The following is an 18,724-nucleotide window of genomic DNA, read 5'->3' as shown; positions in this document are numbered from 1 at the left end:
GCCTGCTCACAGCAGGCGGGTGAACCACACCTGATCCAGCAACCGGATCCCGTCGACCACGATCGGGTCGGTATACCCGGCCGCCGGAGTGAAGACATCGGGCACCACCCGCGTCATCCGGAAACCACAGCGCTGATAGAACCGCAGATTCCCCACATCGGCGGTGGCGGTGGCCACCTCCAACCGGCACACCCCGGCCTCGGCCGCCTCCGCCGCCACCCGCTCGATCAACCGCCGGCCCACCCCGGTGCCCCGCAACGGTTCCACCACAGCGGTATTGACGATCTCCCACGTCGCTGCGCCGGCCGCCGGCGCGGCCTGAATATGCCCGACCACCGCACCGCAGTCGTCGCGCGCCACCCACACCCGCCCCCGGCCGAGATACCCGGCCAGCAACTGCTCGGAATCCTCGGCCAGCCGGAACGACCACGCGATCTCGTCACGATCACCGAGGAACTCCTCGATCCGCACCGCGCCCGCCGCCGGCGGCGGCACCACGATCAGCATCCACCCCTCCGGATCCAGCACCGCGAACGCCCCCGCCGCCACCCAATACGGATTGTCCGGAATCACCTCGGCCACACCGTGATCGGCCAGCCGCGCGCGCAACTCCGCGAACCCCGACCGCAGATACAGCACCACCGCATGCTCCGGATCGGGCGGTGCCGGCGGCGGCGCGCCCTCGCTGCGCACCAACTCCAGCTGCGCCGAGCCGTCCGGCAGCCCGAAGACGAACCCGCTGTAACCGTCGTGATCCTCGAACGCGACCAGCTGCGTCAGGCCCACGATCTCCCGATAGAACGCCGCACACTCCACCAGCCGATCGGTTCCGCGCGCGAAACGCGCCGCGCTCAGCGACCACTCGCCGCGACCGGACTCCGAGACACCCACAGGCAATCCTCCTCACAGACAACGACACCCGTCCCCAGCATGCGCGGCCCTCCCGGGCCGGTCGACCCATTTCTTGCCGATCCCGCCGACTTCGCACCCCACCACAGGCCGAAACACGAACGCGCGAGCCCGGACTCGGGCTCGCGCGTTCGATTCACGCTGTCGTGCGGCTCAGAGCGCGACGCCCAGCAGGGCGTCGACGGTGTCCTTGATCAGCCCCGGCGCGGACGTATCGGGCCCACCGTAGGCCAGCGCCTGCTGCGCCCACGCGTCCAGCGCCGCGATCGCCTTCGGGGTGTCCAGATCGTCGGCCAGATGCCGGCGCACCCGCGCCACCGTGTCCCCGGCCTCGGGACCCGACTCCAGCGCCACCGCCGACCGCCACCGCTGCAGCCGCGAAACCGCCTCGGCCAGCACCGCATCCGACCATTCCCGGTCGGCGCGATAGTGGCCGGCGAACAACCCCAGCCGGATCGCGCCCGGGTCGGTGCCCGCGCGGCGCAGCGTCGACACGAACACCAGATTGCCGCGCGATTTCGACATCTTCTCGCCGTCGAGCCCGATCAGCCCCGCGTGCACGTAATGGCGGGCGAAGCGGCGCTCCTTCACCAGCGCCTCGGCGTGCGCGGCCGAATACTCGTGATGCGGATAGATCAGATCGCTGCCGCCGCCCTGCACATCGAACTCGGTGCCCACGCGGTTGAGCGCGATCGCCGCGCACTCGATGTGCCAGCCCGGCCGGCCCGCCCCGAAGGGCGCCGGCCACGACGGCTCACCCGGCCGCTCCGCCCGCCACAGCAGCGCGTCGATCGGATCCCGCTTGCCCGGCCGCTGCGGATCCCCGCCGCGCTCGGCGAACAGTCGCTCCATGGTCGCCCGGTCGTAGCCGGACTCGTAGCCGAACTGCTCGGTCGCGTCGTGACGGAAGTAGATGTCCGGGAACTCCGGATCGTCGACCACATACGCGGCGCCGCAGGCGAGCAGCTTGTCGACCAGCTCCACCACCTCCTGCACCGACTCGATCGCGCCGATGTAGTCGCGCGGCGGGATCACCCGCAACGCCGCCATGTCCTCACGGAACAGGTTGATCTCGCGGGTACCCAGCTCACGCCAGTCGATGCCGTCGCGCTGCGCACGCTCGAACAGCGGATCATCGACATCGGTGGTGTTCTGCACGTAGTGCACCTCGTGCCCGCCGTCACGCCACAACCGGTTGACCAGATCGAAGGCCAGGTAGGTGGCCGCATGCCCGAGATGGGTCGCGTCATAGGGGGTGATGCCGCACACGTACATCGTCGCGGTGGCGCCGGGGGTCACCGGGCGCACCTGCTTGTCGGCGGTGTCGAACAACCGCAACGCCGGTCCGGATCCGGGGACGGTCGGGACAGCGATATCGGACCAGGACTGCATGAATCGAGGTTATCGCTGTGATCGCGCCGGACACCCGCCGCCCCCGCACCGGTGTGCCGCGCGACACCCGCCCGCCACCGCCGACCAGCACCCTAGTCCTCAACGAGACGGTGTCAACGGTTGCAATCACGAGGACGCGAACGTCGCGCCACCCGCGCCGGTCGCGACCCGGGCCCGGGTCGGAAATCAGAAAGCGGGCCAGGGAATCGGGCGCTGACTCACCGGCATCGGCATCACCGGCTCCTCCAGCAGTGCCCGCCCGCGCGCCTCGAGCGCCTCGATCTCGGCGTCGGTGAGATGCTCGGCCAGCCGCTCACCCAGCTCCCCGGGCAGCGCCTTGACGAAAACCGTGATGTCGGTGAGCAATTCGTCGCCGATCGGCTCACCGGCCCAGCCCCACAACACCGTGCGCAGCTTCGGCTCGGTGTGCAGGCAGATGCCGTGATCGACCCCGTAGACCCGCCCGTCGAGCCCCTCGAGGGCGTGACCGCCCTTGCGGTCGGCATTGTTGAGCAGCACGTCCAGCACCGCCATCCGATGCAGCCGCGGATCGTCGGCGTGCACCAGCGACACCGGATGCCCGCCCGGATCCAGCGCCCGCAACACCTCCCGATACCCCTCGGGCACCTCGTCCACCGGGCACAGATCCACCAGATCCGGTCCCGTGGGCTCCTCGGCGGTGTCGATCCAGCGCTGCACCATGCCCGGCCCGAAAGGTCCCTCCCGCAACACCGTTTCCGGGATCACGCCCCAGCCGATCGCCTCCGACACCAGATACGAGGCCACCTCCCGCCCGGCCAGGGTGCCGTCGGGGAAATCCCACAGCGGCCGCTCCCCGCGCACCGGCTTGTACACCACCCGCAGCCCCTCACCGGCGGCCTCGCAGACCAGCGTGACATTGCTGGCGGTGGTGACCTGGCCGATCACCGTCAGCTCGACGGTGCGCAGCCCGTCCTCGCTCACCGCCTCATTCCTCGTCATCGGTGGCGCCGAAGATGTCGCCGCGCTTGTAGCCGTTGGTGCGTACGCACATGTGCCCCGCCGAGGACAGCGGTTCCCCGCACAGCGGGCACGGCGGGCGCCCCGCGGCGATCACCCGCGCCGAACGCAGCGCGAACTCGCGCGCCTGCACCGGGGTCAGGAACACCCGCACCGCGTCGGGGCCCTCCTCGGTATCGTCGAGCACCACCGATTCGTCCACCTCGGTCTCGGTGATCGCCAGCAACTCCACCACCACCGCGCCCGCGTCGGCGTCCCAGCCCAAACCCATGGTGCCGACCCGGAATTCGGCATCGATCGGGGTGACCAACGGCGCGGTGTCGGCCACGTCGGCGGCCTGCGGCGGCACCGCGGTGCCGAAGCGTCGTTGTACCTCATCCAGCAGCAGACCCATCCGATCGGCCAGCACCTTCACCTGCTGCTTCTCCAGCAGCACGCTGATCACCCGCGGCTCCTGCACGGCCTGCAGGTAGAACGCGCGGTCGCCCGGCTCGCCGACGGTGCCGGCGACGAAACGATCGGGGGTGCGGAAGATATGGATTGCTCGGCCCATTGCACCTCCATTCGGTTCACTCACATTTATGAATCGGGGCGTTCCGCAACCCCATTATCCGTACTGCCGGTGGTACCCGTTTCCCCGCCGGGAACCGGCCCCGAGCGCGATTCGCCGCCGGTTCGCGGTGAAATCGCCGCCAACCCGGACAGATCCGGCCCGGTGTCATTGACCCGCCACACGTACGGGGCGGTCGGGGTGTAGCGGATGACGCTGATCGACGCCGGCTCCACCACGATGCGCTGAAACCCGTCGAGGTGGATGCCGAACGCGTCGGCCAGCACCGATTTGATGACGTCGCCGTGCGTGCACGCAATCCACAACACATCGCTACCATGCCGGGCCGCGAACTGCCGATCCCGTTCGCGCACAGCGGACACGGCCCGAAACTGCACCTGCGCCAAGGACTCTCCGGAGGGGAACGTCGCGGCCGAGGCGTGCCGCTGCACGACCTTCCACAGTGGTTCGGTCACCAGGTCCACCAGCGCCTTGCCGGTCCAGTCGCCGTAGTCGACCTCGAGCAGGCGTTCGTCGGGTTCGGGTTCGAGTCCGAGCTTGTCGGCCAGGGGGGCGACGGTGCGCTGGCAGCGCAGCAGCGGCGAGCACACGATGTGTTCGACGGGCAGCGATCCCAGCCGTTCCACCAGGCTGTGTGCTTGTTCACGTCCGTGGTCGGTCAGATCGACGCCCGCGCTACGGCCGGCCAGGGTGCGAGCGGTATTCGACGTGGACACGCCGTGCCGCAACAGGATCACCGTCACCGCAACAGCCTACTGGCTAGGTCGCCGACACGACGCCGGTCGCCAGCAGCGCCATCACCGTCAAACCCAGCACGATCCGGTAACCGACGAACCAGTCCAGCGAATGCTTCGCCACGAACTTCAGCAGCCACGCCACCGACGCATACCCCACCGTGAAGGACACGATCGTCGCCACCAGCAGCTGCGGACCCGACGCATTGAGGCCCTCACCAGCGGGTTCGAACGCATCGGGGAGGCTGAACAGGCCCGAGGCCAGCACCGCCGGGATCGCTAGCAGGAACGAGAACCGCACCGACGCCTCGCGGGTCAGCCCGCAGAACAACCCCGCCGACGAGGTTGCGCCCGAACGCGACACGCCCGGGATGAGCGCCAGGCACTGTGCCATGCCCATGATCAGGCCGTCGCGGGTGGTCAGCAGTTCGATCGGGCGGCGCCGGCGACCGTGGACCGTGCCCGAGTAGTACTCGGCCGCGGCGATCACCAGCGCGAACACGATCAGCATGATCGACACCAGCCACAGATTCCGTGCGCCGGTACGGATCTGGTCCTTGAGCAGCAGACCCAGCACCCCGATCGGGACGGTGGCGATGATCACATACCAGCCAATCCGATAGTCCAGCTCACGCTGTACGTCGGGGTCGGGACCGTAGGAGAAGCGCCCGTCCTCGGTCAGCACCGGCAGCCGGGTGGTGGCGCGCTCGGCGACCGGCACCGAATCCCGTTGCGGCGCGGCCACCTTCGACCACATGGTGGTGCACCAGGCCACCAGGATGCGCCAGATGTCCTTGGCGAAGTAGACCAGCACCGCCGCCTCGGTGCCCAGCTGGGTGACCGCGGTGAACGAGGCGCCGGCGTCATCGCCGAAGAACACCGCCGAGGTGATGCGCAGGTGCGCCGAGGAGGAGATCGGCAGAAATTCCGTCAGACCCTGCACCAGGCCCAGTATCAGCGCCTGCACCCACGTCATCGACTCGCCCACACACCCTCCAGTCCCGAATCGTCGCTTCCCGGTGCGGATTTCGGCGCACACCGCGCCCGGCACCGTCACCGTCCCGGCGCATGCGCGCCGCAACACCGCAGCGACCCTACCGGGCGGGTGTCCGAATTCGGACATGCACGGGTGAAATCGGGGGTGGTCGCGGTGGGCGCGCCGACCCGCCGAGCTCGCCGCGGGCCGTAGCCCAGCAGATGCGACAGGTGCGCCTAGGCTGACGCGTGTGACGAAAGTGCAAGCGCGGTGATGGAACAACGGACGGTCGGCCGCAGCGGACTGCGGGTCTCGAGGCTCGGGCTGGCCACCCACACCTGGGGCAGGGAAACCGACGCCGAGGACGCGGCCGCCCAGCTGATGGCGTTCGTCGAAGCCGGCGGCACCCTGGTCGACACCTCGCCCGCCTACGGGGACGGCGTCGCGCAACACATGCTCGGCGAACTGCTCTCCGAGGTCGGGCGCGAGGACCTCGTGCTGTCCGGAAGTGCCGGATACACACCGATTCTCAGCGATGCCGCCGCCGAGGCGCCCGCCGCGGTGCGCTGGACCGTCGACGCGTCCCGGCGCACCATGATGCGCCAGCTCGATCACACCCTGCGCCAGCTCGGCACCGACCACCTCGATCTGTGGACGGTGGCCGCCTGGGACCCGCACACCCCGCTCGAGGAGATCGCCGACACCCTGTCGTGGGCGGTGCGCTCGGGCCGGGTGCGCTATGCCGGGGCCCGCGGCTACGACGGCTGGCAGCTGGCCACCCTGGCCGCCGCCGCCCCCATCACCTCGGCCACCACCCAGTACTCGCTGCTCGCACGCGGGGTCGAACACGAATTCGTGCCCGCCGCACAGCATCACGGCATCGGCCTGATCGCCACCGCGCCGCTGGCCGGGGGCATCCTCACCGGCAAATACCGCGACGGTGTGCCCGCGGACTCCCGGGGCGCGGACGAGGCCACCGCCGCCGAGATCACCGCCCACCTCGACGATCGCGCGGTGCGGGTGGTCGACGCGGTGGTCACCGCCGCCGACGGGCTGGGCACCTCGCCGCTGGCGGTGGCGCTGGCCTGGATCCGCGATCAGCCCGCGGTGGCGTCGATGCTGGTGGGCGCGCGCGATATCGGGCAGCTCACCGGGATTCTGGCCGCCGAAACCCTCGAGCTGCCGCGCGCCATCACCGCCGCACTGGGAGACGTGAGCGCACGCACAGAATGAGCAAGGCTAACCTTACCTGCATGAGGTGTCTCGTGAATGCCCGCTCGGCCGCCCGCACGCTGCTGATCATGGTGCTCGGCATCGGCCTGGTCGCGGGCGTCACCGCCTGCGGCAGCGGCACCTCCGGCCCGAGCGGCGGGCACGGCCCGGTGACCGCCACCGTCGGCGATCTGGACCCGGTGCCGATCGGCACCGAACCCGCCCCGGTGCTGCCGGTGACCGTGAAGTCCTTCGACGGCAGCCAGGTCACCGTCACCGACACCAGCCGCATCATCGCCGCCGACCGCTACGGCACCCTCGCCCAGACCGTCGTCGCGCTCGGGCTGAAGTCGAAGCTGGTCGGCCGCTCCAACTCTGCGGCGTTCCCCGCCGTCGAGGACCTGCCCACCGTCTCCAGCGGCGCGGGCACCCTGAGCGTGGAATCGGTTGCGGCACTGCGGCCCACGGTCTTCCTGACCGACACCACCGCGGTCACCCCCGCCCTGCGTGACCAGCTGAAGGCGCTGGGCATCACGGTGGTCTACTTCGACCCGCAGCGCACCCTCGACGGCGTCGTCCCCCAGATCCAGGCTGTCGCCGCCGCCCTCGGGGTGCCCGACGCCGGCAAGGCCCTGGCCCAGCGCACCCAGAACGAGATCTCCGCGGCCACCGCCTCGGTGCCGCACCAGGACTCCAAGCCCAAGATCGCGTTCCTGTACCTGCGCAGCACCGCCATCGCCATGATCGCGGGCCCCGGCTCCGGCGCCGACTCGCTCATCACCGCCATCGGCGGCATCGACGCCGGCACGGCCTCGGGCATCACCCAGGACTTCCTGCCCATCACCAGCGAAGCCATGATCGCCGCGGCTCCCGACATCTTCCTGCTCATGACCGACGGCCTGGCCTCGGTCGGCGGCGTCGACGGGCTCGAGAAGATCCCCGGCGTCGCCCAGACCCCCGCCGGGCGCGACCGCCGGGTGGTCGACATGTCCGACACCGTGCTGCTGTCCTTCGGCCCCAACACCGGCCGCGTTCTCACCGCGCTCGTCAAAGCCGTGTACGGCACCAGCAACACATGACCGACCCGAACGCCCCGCGACCCGATTCGGCCACCACACCGGCCGCTGATGCACCGAATGCCGGCGTGGCCGACCCGGCCGAGCGGGAATCGGTTGCCGCGCAGCGGTTTCCGGCCGGCGTCGACCGGGCTCCGGCCGGTGGGCGCAGCCGCTCGCGCACCACGCTGATCTTCGCCGCGGCCCTGGCCGGGCTGGTGGTGCTGGCCCTGATCTCCGCGGCCATCGGGCAGGTGCCGACCAGCCCCGCCGAGGTCGCGGGCAGCGTGTTCCACCGCATCGGGCTGGATTGGGGGCCGCTGCCGCACCATCCCGCCGGAGACGTGACGTTGTGGCAGGTGCGGTTCCCGCGCGTCGTGCTCGCGGTGCTCGTGGGCGCGGCCCTGGCCACCGCGGGCGCGCTGTTGCAGGGTGTGTTCGCCAACCCGCTCGCCGAACCCGGCGTCATCGGCGTGTCCGCGGGCGCGGCGGTCGGGGCGGGTGCGGTCATCGTGGTCGGTGGCGCATTCACCGCGGCCTGGTCGGTGGCAGCGGGCGCGTTCGTCGCCGGGCTGGGCACCACACTGCTGGTGTATCTGCTCTCGCGCTCGGGCGGCCGCACCGAAGTGGTGACCTTGATCCTCACCGGCGTCGCCATCAATGCCTTCGCCGGTGGCGTGATCTCGTTCCTGCTGTTCAAAGCATCCCCGGCGGCACGCGATCAGCTGGTGTTCTGGCAGATGGGCAGCCTCAACGGCGCCACCTGGCAGGCGGTCAGCGTGGTGTGGCCGCTGACCCTGCTCGGTATCGCGGCCGCGATCTGGATGGCCCCGCGCCTGGACCTGCTCGCCCTCGGTGAATCCGCGGCCCGCCACCTCGGTGTCGACGTGGAACGGTTGCGGCGCAACATCATCGTGGTCGTGGCGGTGCTCGCCACCGCCGGTGTCGCGTTCACCGGCATCATCTTGTTCGTCGGGTTGATCGTGCCGCACCTGGTGCGCATGCTCGTCGGGCCCGGACACCGGGTGCTGATTCCGCTGTCGGCGATCCTCGGCGCGGCGGTGCTCGTGGCCGCCGACATCGGGGCCCGCGCCCTGGTCCACAACGCGGACCTGCCGCTGGGCATGATCACCTCGCTGGTCGGCGGGCCGTTCTTCTTCTGGCTGCTGCGCCGCACCCGCGCACGATCGGGAGGCTGGGCATGAGCGGTCTGCGTGGGCTGGCAGCGGTGTTCGGGCGCCCCCCGGCCCTGCCCGAGACGCCCGAACCGGGCGCGGTCACCCTGCGCGCCCGCAACGTCAGCGCCAAACGCGGTGACCGCACGGTCCTCGAGGGCATCGATTTCCCCGTGATCGCCGGGCAGATCGTGGCGCTGGTCGGACCCAACGGCGCCGGCAAGTCCACACTGCTGGCCGCGCTCGCGGGGGAACTCGAACTGGCCGGCGGCAGCGTCGAACTCGACGGGCACGCCCTGACCCACTGGACCCACCTGGACATGGCGCGCCGCCGCGCGGTGCTGCCGCAATCGCACACCGTCGGATTCCCGTTCCGCGCACGCGAAGTCGTGGCCATGGGACGCGCCCCGTGGGCGCGCACCGTCCGCCAGGACCACGATGACGAGGCGATCGCCGCCGCCATGGCCGCCACCGACGTCGAACGCTTCGCCGCCCGCCCGTTCCCGGCCCTGTCCGGCGGTGAACGCGCCCGCGTCGCCCTCGCGCGGGTGCTGGCACAGGACACCGCGACACTGCTGCTCGACGAGCCCACCGCCGCACTCGATCTCGGCCACCAGGAGCAGGTCCTGCGCCTGGCACGCGCACGTGCCGCCGCCGGGGCGGCCGTCGTGGTCGTGCTGCACGATCTCGGTGTCGCCGCCGCCTACGCCGACCGCGTCGCCGTCCTGGAAGCCGGACGCATCGCCGCCGACGGCCCGCCCCGCGAGATCCTCACCCCCGAGTTGCTCACCCGCGTCTACCGGCACCCGGTCGACGTGTTCGACCACCCGGTGACCGGCGCACAACTGGTGCTCCCGGTGCGCGGCTGAGCCTGCCGTATGTCCGTGCGGGCCCGGCGCATTCGCCCCGGCCCGCACGGCGGCTCAGAGCTGCTGCTGACCCCACACCAGCCGCAGCACGCCATTGACGAACCACACCGCGAACATGGCCACACCCGCGACCGGGGTCCAGGCCAGGCCCAGCAGCACCGCCGCCGCGCCGAACCACACCACCTCCAAAGCCACCCGCCGCCAACCGGTTTGCGGAAACCGCGGCTCGTTGGCCGCCCCGAACAGTGCCCACACCACGATGAACACCGCCGGGGCGCCCAGCCCCAGCACGACGCGCACCACGAGCGGGGCCGGCACGGTGAAACCCCACCACGCCGCCGCGCCCAGCACACACAGTTCCAGCAGGAACATGACCAACAGGTTCGCGCCCTTGAGCACGCTCATCGCCAGACCAACTTCAACACCGCAGGAGTCAACAGCATGCGGATCACGGTGGCGTCCAACACCAGTGCCGCGATCATGCCGTAGGCAATGTATTTCATCAGCACCAGATCCGAGAACCCGAACGCCCCGGTCACCACGATCAGAATCGCCGCCGCCGAGGTGATCACGCCGCCGGTGTGGGCGATGCCGTAGCGGATCGCCTCGGGCGCCTCGGCGCCCGCCGCACGCGCCTCGGCCATCCGCGACTGCAGGAACACCTCGTAATCGGTGGACAGACCGAACAGCACCGTCACGATCAGCACCAGCACCGCGAACATCAGCGGACCCGGCGTGAAGTCGAACAGGCCCGACCCGTGACCCTCCACGAAGATCCATGTCAGCACGCCCAGGGTGGCGCCGAGACTCAGCGCGCTCATCACCACCGCCTTGATCGCCAGCACCAGCGACCGGAAGGCCGCGTACATCAACGCGATCGCCGCCACGACGAGGATCGCCGCCAGCAGCGGCAGCCCCTTGATCAGACCCTGGATCGAATCCCGTTCCAGCGCGGGCACACCCGCCACCATCACGTGCACACCGTCGGGTTCCGGGATCGAGCGCAGCGCCGCGATCACGGTGTCGGCGTCGCGCTTGTCGGCCAGCCCGCTGGCCAGCACCGTCACCTGATCCTTGGTCGGCGCCGCCGGATCGAACGGCCCTGTCATCCGCGGGCCGACCATCTGATCGGCCGCGTACCGGATATCGGAGAGCTGCTGCGGATTCGCGCCCACCACCACCAGTTTCAGCGGCTCGGTGCGGAACTGCGGGAACATCCGGTCGAAGTCCTGCTGCGCCACTCGCGCCGGATTGTCCGATGACAGATACCGTTCGCTCAGTCCGCCGAACTCGATACTGCGGAACGGCAGGATCAGCATCAGCAGCATCAGCACCACCGGCACGATCACCAGCCACGGCTTGCGCATGGCGAAAAGCGCCAGCCGCGAGAAGAATCCGGCGTCGATCTGCTCGGCGGTGCGGATGCTGGCCAGCCGATGCCAGCCCCACAGATCGATGCGCGGCCCCACGATCGACAACACCGCCGGCAACGCCGTCACCGACAGCACCGCCGCCAGCAGCACCGAAGAGATACCGCCCAGCGGCACCGACCGCAGCACCCCGTTGGGGTAGATGAACAGCGCGCCCAGGCTCACCGCGATGATCGCCGCCGAGAACAACACTGTGCGTCCGGCCGTGGCGACCGTGCGCGCGGTCGCCTCCTCCACGCTGTGGCCCGCGGCCAGCTCCTCCCGGAACCGGGTCACCGCGAACAGCCCGTAGTCGATGGCCAGCCCCAGGCTCACCAGGGTGACCACTGCCGAGGCGAACACATTGACCTGCAGATAGTTGGTCAGCAGCCGCATGATGCCCTGACTGCCCAGGATCGTCATGCCGCCGATCAGCACCGGCAGCAGCGCCCCCACCACCCCGCCGAACACGAAGTACAGCAGGATCGCCACCAGCGGCAGCGCGATCAGCTCCGCCCGGTGGATGTCGTCCTGCATCCCGGTATTGATGCCCTCCACCACCGGCTGCATCCCGGCCAGCTGCACCGTCGTGCCGCCCGGCCCGGAACCGGTTGTGCCCGCGTGGAATTCGCTCTTGATGGCCAGATAGTTGTTCACCGTGTCGGTGCCGCCGTCACCGCGCAATCCGATGCTGGCGAAGGCGTGGGTGCGCGAGGCGCCGGCGAACTGTCCCATCAGCGCGCCGTCCCAGTAGGAGTCGATCTTGAGGATCCGGTCGGGATGCTCGGTGCGCAGCCGCGTCAGCTCCGCGGTCACCGCCGAGCGCACCGGCTCGTCGTCGACGGTCAGCCCGGGCGGGGCGGTATAGATGGCGATCAGGTCCGCGTCGGTGTCGCGCCCGAAGGTGGCGTCGGCCAGCTTCGAGGCCGCCACCGACTGACTGGACTCGTCGAACCAGCCCTCCTGCGTGAGGTGATCGCCCAGGTCGCGCCCGTAGAACCCGGACACCAGCACTATCAGACCGAACACGGCGAACACCGCATACCGGAAGCGGTGGATCAGACGCCCCCACCGCAGGGATCCGGCCTCGAGCATCAGCCGCAGGCCGCGGTCTTGTAGTCGGCCGAGCGCAGAATGCCGCACAGGTCGGTGCGCGAGATCTTCCAGCGCCCGTCCTTGTACACGAAATGCACCACCGTCGTGCGCACGTCGCTCCCGGTGCCGTCCTTGTCCAGGCTCAGCGTCGCGGTCAGGGTGCCGTCGTGATTGTCGAACACCGGATCCTTGACCCCGTACACCGCGTGCGGATGATCGGCGAGGGCCTTGTACATGTCCGGGATGGCGTCCTTGAACGCCTGACCGTCCTCGATCAGCGCGGTCCGGTCACTGTCGGGCAGAGTCGGATCCAGCGCGCTCTTGATCTGCGCGTCCAGCTCCGCCGCGGTCGGGATCGACGGCTTGTTCGCGCTGCTCTGCGCGGCCGCGGCCTGCGAGGACGAGCTCAGTGCCGCGTAGGCCGAGGACCGTGCCTGGGCCACCTTGGACTCGTCGTCGGAGCCGCCGCACGCGGCGATCGACGCCCCGAGCACGGTCAACAGGAGCGCGGCGGCGGCCGGTCGTCGAAATCGCATCAACATCCTCGTCAGCTCGAACTGCGGTTGTGTGCCGCTAGTTTGTCATGCGCTGCGCCCGAGGGTGATTCCTGTGTCACAGACAGCGGATCCGCACGGTCGGCTCACATGCCCTCGAGGACCGCGGACAGCCGGCCCAGCAGCGCCCGTACCGTGATCGACTGGCGGGGCTGCGCGGCCGGCACCGGCGTGGCCTGCGGAATCAGATCGCGCACCAGCGCGACCACGCTGCGCTCGTCGTCGAGATCGATATCGGTAACCGGCGCCACCGCCACCGCCTCGATGTCCTCGGGGGCGGGCACGGCAGCCTCCACCTCGGGCCGGTAGATCTCGAGGGTCAGGGTCGCGCGGTGGGTACGGAAGGCGAAGGAGCGTCCGTCGGCGGTGACCCCGAACCCGTGCGCGTAACGACCCACGGTGACGTCCTCGACGGTGAAGCCCGAAGTGCGGTCGGTTACCAACAGATCTCCCTGATACAGCACGCTTTTGCTTCCACGGTAACCGCACCGGCCGACGGCGTCCCGAAAGCCCATGTCACATCATGCAAGTCGGGGTGCGGGGCCCGCGCCACGCCACCGCGCAGACCCCGGTAACACGCCGTGGTCGGGGATCATGGTCAGATTGGAGAGCACGCATGATTTCGTCGGTCAGTTCGGTCAGTAAGGAGTTCGCTGCATGCGCCGTCGCGGCTGGATGGGTTCAGTCCTCGCGGGTGTGACCGCGGTGACTCTGCTGGCGGGCTGTTCTTCTCAGGCGAACAACGCCGACAACGCCACTCGTGACCCCGCCACCCCCGCCTCCGCGCCCGCGGCCACCGCGGCCCCCGCCGGGGAGGTGACCCCGAGCACCCCGATCTCGCTGCTGGTCTCCGAACCGGCCACCGGAAGCCTGGCCGCCGTGACCACCGTCGGCGACAAACCCGTGCTGCGCCTGACCGGCAATGCCACGCCCGATCACAAGTCCACCGATGTGACCCTGCCCGGCAAGGCCGCCTCCCTCGCTCTCGGCAAGCCCGGGGAGATCCTGGTCGCGGTGCCCGGCAAGATCCTGCGCGTCGACGCCGCCTCGGCCAAGGTCACCGAGATCGCCGTCGATGGCGACGTGCACGCGGTCGCCCTGCGCCCCGACGGCTCGCTGGTGGCGGGCCTGGCCGACGGCAAGGTCCTGCTGCTCGACGCGGACGGCACTGTGCGCCATACCATTTCGGGTCTGTCCTCCGCCGACGCCGTGGAAGCCGGTGACGGTGCGGTGGTCGTGCTCGACCGCCGCCAGACCGCCGTGGTCCAGCTCGACGGCACCAGCAAGCTCGGGCTGTCGCTGCGCGCCGGCGACGGGGCGTCGAACATGATCGGCGACCACTTCGGCCGCCGCATAGTCGCCGACACCGCCGGGCAGGAACTGCTGGTCTACACAGCCGATCCTTTGGTCCTGCACCAGCGTTTCCCGGTAGGCTCTTCGCCCTACGCACTCGCCTACGATCAGCGGTCCGAGACCGTGTGGGTGACGCTGACAGGTAGCAACGAAGTCGTCGGCTACGACCTGTCGACGGGTATACCGGTAGAGGTGGGGCGCTACCCGACGGTGCGCCAGCCCAATGCGGTGACCATCGACGGCCGCACCGGTGACATGTTCGTGGGATCCGCGACCGGTGACGGTCTGCAACGGATCGGCGCGGACCAGCGGAAGAGAGGGCAGTGATGGCTCGGGCCTCACGATCGGCGCACCAATCGCGCACCTTACCGGAGGGCTGGGAGGAATCCAGCGACGAGTGGGAATACGTGCCCCTGCGATTGCCGCCCGGCATCAGCAGGGTGACCGCCTCCATGCGACTGTCCATTCACGCCGAATACGGCGGCTGGGAGTTGTCGCGGGTGCGGGCCTACACCGACGGCAGCCGTCGCGTGTTACTGCGCCGCCGCAAGACGACTCCCCTGCTATCCCCGACACCCGAGGCGGTGATGTAACCCCCTATGTACGAGCGCCTGTACAGCCTGTTGCTGAAGGTGATGTTCCTGCTGCCGCCGGAACGCATCCACCACCTGGCCTTCGCCGCCATGCGCCTGGCGACCCGGTTCGCCCCGGGGCGCGCGCTGACCGCCAAGCTGCTGGTGGCCGACGATCCGATCCTGCGCACTCGCGTGTTCGGCGTGGACTTCCCCGCGCCGCTGGGTCTGGCCGCCGGCTTCGACAAGAACGCCGACGGCGTCGACGCGTGGGGCCCGCTCGGTTTCGGCTACGCCGAGATCGGCACCGTCACCGCCCAGGCCCAGCCAGGCAACCCCGCTCCCCGGCTGTTCCGCCTGCCCGCGGACCGGGCGCTCATCAACCGCATGGGTTTCAACAACTTCGGCGCGGCCGCCGCCGCCGAACATCTCGCCCACCGCCTGCCCGGCGGTGTCCCGATCGGCGCCAACATCGGCAAGACCAAGGTCGTCGAACCCGAGGACGCCGCCTGCGATTACGCCATCTCGGCGAAACTGCTGGGCCCGCTGGCCGACTTCATGGTGGTCAACGTCAGCTCTCCCAACACCCCCGGCCTGCGCGACCTGCAAGCGGTGACCTCGCTGCGCCCGATCCTGCAGGCCGTCCTCGACACCGTCTCGGTCCCCGTCCTGGTCAAGATCGCCCCCGACCTGTCCGACGAGGACATCGACGCCGTCGCCGACCTCGCCGTCGAACTCGGCCTGGCCGGCATCGTCGCCACCAACACCACCATCCGCCGCGACGGCCTGGCCACTCCCGCCGCCGAAGTGGAACCCATTGGCGCAGGCGGCCTCTCGGGCGCCCCCGTCGCCGACCGCTCCCTCGAGGTTCTGCGCCGCCTCTACACCCGAGTGGGCGACAAACTCGCCCTCATCTCGGTAGGCGGCATCGAAACCGCCGACCAGGCCTGGGAACGCATCCTCGCCGGCGCCTCCCTCCTCCAGGGCTACACCGGCTTCATCTACGGCGGCCCCTTGTGGCCCAAACACATCCACCGCGGCCTCGCCACCAAACTCCGCGCCCACGGCTACACCAGCCTCTCCGAAGCCGTAGGCGCCGAACACAAAGCCCGCGCCTGACTCGGGAGCCGACCTGCGGCGCTCGCGCTCGGCCTCACCGGTGGGCCCCCTGTCGGTGAGGTGCGGTCCCTTCCGGGGCAAGGACTTTCGTTCAGCCCCGCAGATGACGTGAGCGCGCCGGCGTGGGCACTCGGGCGCGGCCGGCTGTCCCGGTCGATCGGAAACGGTGGCTGTTCATCGCGGCGGGCGGTGTCCTCATCCGCATCGAGATGAAGCCGCTCGGCCAGACGTTGCGCCAACAGTATTACCGCCCGATCCACCCCGATCCCCAACCGCTCGGCAGGTTGTGCCGCGGCCGCATGCGCCCGGTCGCCGTACACCACCGCCGGATCCGAGAGCAGCTCATCCAATTCCATCCCCGCCCGTGGTTCTTCCCGAGACAGCCGCCGCTGCGGCAGCCAGGTCAAGCGCCACTCTCGCTCCCCGCGTCCGATGATCCGGAACGCATACCCCGGGCTCAGATCGTGGTGGTGGCGGTTCCGCGTCGTCCGGAGGTTGCGGCAGGGTGTACCGGCGCGGCGATGGCCCGGCCGATGCCGGCGATCATTGCTGTCGCGAGTCGAATCGGAGCCAGGTGCCCGGTCCAGCCGTCCGAGCCGGCTTCTCCGATCGCCCCGATTGATCATTCCGGCCACCGGCGTGGCCGGTGTAGCACGCGACACATCGGTGAAGATCTGGTTACGATGAGTGAGCCGCGCCACAGCAGGCGCGTGGCCATCGCGTGATCGGGTTGGTCGTTCTCTCGGACGTCGGGGTTCGCGCAGATGGGTGCGCGCGTGGACGGCGAAGCGAGAGGCAATCGGGAAAAGGGTTATGACGACTGATATCGGTTATGCGCACGCATCTGGGAAGACCGTTCACACGATTCCGCAGGCGTTTCAGGAGACGTTGACGTTGCGGCCGGGGCAGGTGGCGTTGCGGACGGTCGGGGGGACGCAGCAGATCACGTGGCGTGAGTACGGGGAGCGGGTGCGCTCGATCGCGGCGGGGTTGGCCGGGTTGGGGGTGGGGCGCGGGGACACCGTGGGGATCATGCTGACCAACCGGCCGGAGTTCAATCTGGTCGATACGGCGGCGTTGCACGTGGGCGCGACACCGTTCTCGATCTACAACACCAGTTCTCCGGAGCAGATCGCGCATCTGTTCACCAATGCCGAGAACAAGGTCGTGATCACCGAGCCCGCATTCCTGGACGTGGTGCGCGGCGCGGGCGTCGAGCTGGAACACATTGTGCTGGTGGAGGGTTCGGCGGCGGGCACGCTGACGCTGGCCGAGGTGGAGGCCGCCCCGAAGGCGGACTTCGACTTCGACGCCGCCTGGCAGGCGGTGCAGCCGCAGGACATCGCGACGCTGATCTACACCTCGGGCACCACCGGCCCGTCGAAGGGTGTCGAGCTCACCCACGCCAATGTGGTGGCCCAGATCGTGGGTCTGGTCGAGGGCCCGCTGACCGTCGGCCTCGACGACCGCTCGGTGTCCTACCTGCCCGCCGCCCATGTGGCCGACCGTATTTCGGGTCACTGCGCCAACCTGTTCACCGGCGTCCAGATGACCTGCGTGCCGGATCCGCGGGAGATCGCCGCCGCCCTGCCCGATGCCCGCCCGACCGCGTTCTTCGGTGTGCCGCGCGTGTGGCAGAAGATCAAGGCCGGTATCGACGCCAAGCTCGCCACCGAGGCCAGCCCGGTGAAGAAGGCGCTCGCCAACTGGGCGCTCGGCGTCGGCGCGCAGGCCGCCCGCGCGGATCTGGCCGGCACCGGACGTGGCCCGCTGCTGGATGTGCAGCACAAGCTGGCCGATGCGCTGGTGCTGTCGAAGCTGCGCCTTGCCCTGGGCTTCGACGAGTTGCGGGTCGCCGCCTCCGGTGCGGCCGCGATCCCGCCGGAGACCCTGGAATACCTGCTGGGCCTGGGCTTCACGGTGACCGAGGTGTGGGGCATGTCGGAGACCTCCGGCGTCGGCACCTACACGCCGCTGGCCAAGCCGAAGCCGGGCACCGTCGGTGTTCCGTTGCGCGGAGTGGAGATTCGCCTGGGCGAGGACGGGGAGTTGCTCATCCGCGGCGGCATCGTCACCCACGGCTATCGCAAGATGCCCGACAAGACCGCCGAGGCCATCGACGGCGACGGCTGGCTGCACACCGGCGACGTCGCCACCATCGACGGCGACGGCTACGTCAGCATCGTGGACCGCAAGAAGGAACTGATCATCAACGAGGCGGGTAAGAACCTGTCTCCCACCAATATCGAGAACACCGTCAAGGCGGTCTCCTCGCTGGTCGGTCAGGTGGTGGCGATCGGCGACGCCAAGCCGTTCATCTCCGCGCTCATCGTGCTCGACCCCGACACCGCGGTGGTGCGGGCCAAGGCGCTGGGCACCCCGGACGCCGAGCTGAAGACCCTGGCGGCGCACCCGGAGATCGTCGCCGAGATCAAGGCCGCGGTCGCCGAGGCCAATGCCAAGCTCTCACGCGTGGAGCAGATCAAGCGGTTCACCATCCTGGATCTGGGCTGGGAGCCCGGCGGTGACGAACTCACCCCGACCCTCAAGCTCAAGCGCAACCCGATCGCGGCCAAGTACGCCACCGAGATCGCCTCGCTGTACCTGACCCCGGCCCCCGACGGCGTGGTCGACATGAAATAGCCCGCCGCCCAGGCGTGCTCACCATACGCCGGGCAGCGCGACACCGAGACGACTGTGGGCCCGGATCATCCGGGCCCACAGTCGTCT

Annotated in this window: 18 protein-coding genes; 8 read left to right on the top strand and 10 right to left on the bottom strand. The window is 69.8% G+C overall.

All coding sequences use genetic code 11. From position 1 onward, the window contains the following. Positions 1 to 6: 6 nt before the first annotated feature. From ON33_RS39495 to ON33_RS10525, 6 genes are all read right to left on the bottom strand, one after another. Positions 7 to 891: a GNAT family N-acetyltransferase gene (locus tag ON33_RS39495; protein ID WP_083868815.1), complete on the bottom strand. Its 885-nt coding sequence runs from the start codon at positions 889 to 891 to the stop codon at positions 7 to 9. Positions 892 to 1,062: 171 nt separating this feature from the next. After that, positions 1,063 to 2,301: a cysteine--1-D-myo-inosityl 2-amino-2-deoxy-alpha-D-glucopyranoside ligase gene (mshC, locus tag ON33_RS10545; protein WP_040857837.1), complete on the bottom strand. Its 1,239-nt coding sequence runs from the start codon at positions 2,299 to 2,301 to the stop codon at positions 1,063 to 1,065. Between the two features lie 186 nt (positions 2,302 to 2,487). Then, the gene (locus tag ON33_RS10540) at positions 2,488 to 3,282 is read right to left on the bottom strand and encodes an SCO1664 family protein (protein WP_040857835.1); all 795 of its coding nucleotides are present in this window, start codon (positions 3,280 to 3,282) and stop codon (positions 2,488 to 2,490) included. Continuing rightward, complete coding sequence (locus ON33_RS10535) at positions 3,269 to 3,853, bottom strand: DUF3090 domain-containing protein (protein WP_040857833.1); 585 nt, start codon at positions 3,851 to 3,853, stop codon at positions 3,269 to 3,271. Before ON33_RS10535 ends, ON33_RS10540 begins: the two co-directional genes overlap by 14 nt. A gap of 26 nt (positions 3,854 to 3,879) precedes the next feature. After that, complete coding sequence (locus ON33_RS10530; RefSeq protein WP_040857831.1) at positions 3,880 to 4,614, bottom strand: histidine phosphatase family protein; 735 nt, start codon at positions 4,612 to 4,614, stop codon at positions 3,880 to 3,882. A gap of 16 nt (positions 4,615 to 4,630) precedes the next feature. Continuing rightward, positions 4,631 to 5,581, bottom strand: coding sequence for an undecaprenyl-diphosphate phosphatase (locus tag ON33_RS10525; RefSeq protein ID WP_040858115.1), 951 nt, complete (start codon positions 5,579 to 5,581; stop codon positions 4,631 to 4,633). Positions 5,582 to 5,854: 273 nt separating this feature from the next. Between ON33_RS10525 and ON33_RS10520 the strand changes: the two genes are divergently transcribed. Genes ON33_RS10520 through ON33_RS10505 form a run of 4 tightly spaced genes read left to right on the top strand, consistent with a single transcriptional unit; the run spans position 5,855 to position 9,892 of the window. After that, a complete protein-coding gene (locus tag ON33_RS10520; RefSeq protein WP_040857829.1) occupies positions 5,855 to 6,814 on the top strand; it encodes an aldo/keto reductase in 960 nt (319 codons plus the stop codon). Between the two features lie 20 nt (positions 6,815 to 6,834). Further along, positions 6,835 to 7,872 (top strand): heme/hemin ABC transporter substrate-binding protein, encoded by a 1,038-nt coding sequence (locus tag ON33_RS10515; RefSeq protein WP_040857828.1) that lies wholly within the window; start codon positions 6,835 to 6,837, stop codon positions 7,870 to 7,872. Beyond that, positions 7,869 to 9,053: a FecCD family ABC transporter permease gene (locus ON33_RS10510; protein WP_083868813.1), complete on the top strand. Its 1,185-nt coding sequence runs from the start codon at positions 7,869 to 7,871 to the stop codon at positions 9,051 to 9,053. Before ON33_RS10515 ends, ON33_RS10510 begins: the two co-directional genes overlap by 4 nt. Continuing rightward, positions 9,050 to 9,892, top strand: coding sequence for a heme ABC transporter ATP-binding protein (locus ON33_RS10505; protein ID WP_040857826.1), 843 nt, complete (start codon positions 9,050 to 9,052; stop codon positions 9,890 to 9,892). Before ON33_RS10510 ends, ON33_RS10505 begins: the two co-directional genes overlap by 4 nt. A gap of 54 nt (positions 9,893 to 9,946) precedes the next feature. Here the strand turns inward: ON33_RS10505 and ON33_RS10500 are convergent, their stop codons facing one another. The 4 genes from ON33_RS10500 to ON33_RS10485 all read right to left on the bottom strand — a co-directional run bounded on the left by ON33_RS10500 (position 9,947) and on the right by ON33_RS10485 (position 13,414). Continuing rightward, entirely contained in the window at positions 9,947 to 10,297 is a 351-nt protein-coding gene (locus tag ON33_RS10500) for a YrdB family protein (protein ID WP_040857824.1), read from the bottom strand. Beyond that, positions 10,294 to 12,330 carry an MMPL family transporter gene (locus tag ON33_RS10495; RefSeq protein ID WP_245550466.1) on the bottom strand — a complete coding sequence of 679 codons (2,037 nt, stop codon included), beginning with the start codon at positions 12,328 to 12,330 and terminating at the stop codon, positions 10,294 to 10,296. Before ON33_RS10495 ends, ON33_RS10500 begins: the two co-directional genes overlap by 4 nt. 65 nt (positions 12,331 to 12,395) lie before the next feature. Next, the gene (locus ON33_RS10490) at positions 12,396 to 12,932 is read right to left on the bottom strand and encodes a WKL family lipoprotein (RefSeq protein ID WP_245550465.1); all 537 of its coding nucleotides are present in this window, start codon (positions 12,930 to 12,932) and stop codon (positions 12,396 to 12,398) included. A gap of 104 nt (positions 12,933 to 13,036) precedes the next feature. Further along, complete coding sequence (locus ON33_RS10485; RefSeq protein ID WP_245550464.1) at positions 13,037 to 13,414, bottom strand: hypothetical protein; 378 nt, start codon at positions 13,412 to 13,414, stop codon at positions 13,037 to 13,039. A gap of 193 nt (positions 13,415 to 13,607) precedes the next feature. On the opposite strand from ON33_RS10485, the gene ON33_RS10480 reads away from it, so the two are divergent. The 4 genes from ON33_RS10480 (at position 13,608) to ON33_RS10465 (ending at position 18,637) form a co-directional block, all read left to right on the top strand. After that, the gene (locus ON33_RS10480; RefSeq protein ID WP_040857818.1) at positions 13,608 to 14,630 is read left to right on the top strand and encodes an NHL repeat-containing protein; all 1,023 of its coding nucleotides are present in this window, start codon (positions 13,608 to 13,610) and stop codon (positions 14,628 to 14,630) included. Next, the gene (locus ON33_RS10475) at positions 14,630 to 14,896 is read left to right on the top strand and encodes a DUF5703 family protein (RefSeq protein ID WP_040857817.1); all 267 of its coding nucleotides are present in this window, start codon (positions 14,630 to 14,632) and stop codon (positions 14,894 to 14,896) included. The genes ON33_RS10480 and ON33_RS10475 overlap by 1 nt, the downstream gene beginning before the upstream one ends. 18 nt (positions 14,897 to 14,914) lie before the next feature. After that, positions 14,915 to 15,994, top strand: a complete 1,080-nt coding sequence (locus ON33_RS10470; protein ID WP_040858109.1) for a quinone-dependent dihydroorotate dehydrogenase — start codon at positions 14,915 to 14,917, stop codon at positions 15,992 to 15,994. Between the two features lie 813 nt (positions 15,995 to 16,807). Beyond that, positions 16,808 to 18,637 (top strand): AMP-dependent synthetase/ligase, encoded by a 1,830-nt coding sequence (locus tag ON33_RS10465; RefSeq protein WP_040857815.1) that lies wholly within the window; start codon positions 16,808 to 16,810, stop codon positions 18,635 to 18,637. Positions 18,638 to 18,724 lie beyond the last annotated feature (87 nt).

The sequence above is a fragment of the Nocardia niigatensis NBRC 100131 genome (assembly GCF_000308655.1).
GTDB classification, from domain to species: Bacteria; Actinomycetota; Actinomycetes; order Mycobacteriales; family Mycobacteriaceae; genus Nocardia; species Nocardia niigatensis.
Note: the sequence above shows the minus strand (reverse complement) of the source record. Positions and strands in the feature narration are given on the sequence as shown.

What these genes read in the sequence shown, in the direction of transcription:
- mshC (WP_040857837.1), bottom strand. Translation starts at nt 2,301, where the DNA reads ATGCAGTCCTGGTCCGATATCGCTGTCCCGACCGTCCCCGGATCCGGA.
- ON33_RS10540 (WP_040857835.1), bottom strand. Translation starts at nt 3,282, where the DNA reads ATGACGAGGAATGAGGCGGTGAGCGAGGACGGGCTGCGCACCGTCGAG.
- ON33_RS10535 (WP_040857833.1), bottom strand. Translation starts at nt 3,853, where the DNA reads ATGGGCCGAGCAATCCATATCTTCCGCACCCCCGATCGTTTCGTCGCC.
- ON33_RS10525 (WP_040858115.1), bottom strand. Translation starts at nt 5,581, where the DNA reads ATGACGTGGGTGCAGGCGCTGATACTGGGCCTGGTGCAGGGTCTGACG.
- ON33_RS10520 (WP_040857829.1), top strand. Translation starts at nt 5,855, where the DNA reads ATGGAACAACGGACGGTCGGCCGCAGCGGACTGCGGGTCTCGAGGCTC.
- ON33_RS10515 (WP_040857828.1), top strand. Translation starts at nt 6,835, where the DNA reads ATGAGGTGTCTCGTGAATGCCCGCTCGGCCGCCCGCACGCTGCTGATC.
- ON33_RS10510 (WP_083868813.1), top strand. Translation starts at nt 7,869, where the DNA reads ATGACCGACCCGAACGCCCCGCGACCCGATTCGGCCACCACACCGGCC.
- ON33_RS10505 (WP_040857826.1), top strand. Translation starts at nt 9,050, where the DNA reads ATGAGCGGTCTGCGTGGGCTGGCAGCGGTGTTCGGGCGCCCCCCGGCC.
- ON33_RS10500 (WP_040857824.1), bottom strand. Translation starts at nt 10,297, where the DNA reads ATGAGCGTGCTCAAGGGCGCGAACCTGTTGGTCATGTTCCTGCTGGAA.
- ON33_RS10490 (WP_245550465.1), bottom strand. Translation starts at nt 12,932, where the DNA reads ATGCGATTTCGACGACCGGCCGCCGCCGCGCTCCTGTTGACCGTGCTC.
- ON33_RS10480 (WP_040857818.1), top strand. Translation starts at nt 13,608, where the DNA reads ATGCGCCGTCGCGGCTGGATGGGTTCAGTCCTCGCGGGTGTGACCGCG.
- ON33_RS10475 (WP_040857817.1), top strand. Translation starts at nt 14,630, where the DNA reads ATGGCTCGGGCCTCACGATCGGCGCACCAATCGCGCACCTTACCGGAG.
- ON33_RS10465 (WP_040857815.1), top strand. Translation starts at nt 16,808, where the DNA reads ATGACGACTGATATCGGTTATGCGCACGCATCTGGGAAGACCGTTCAC.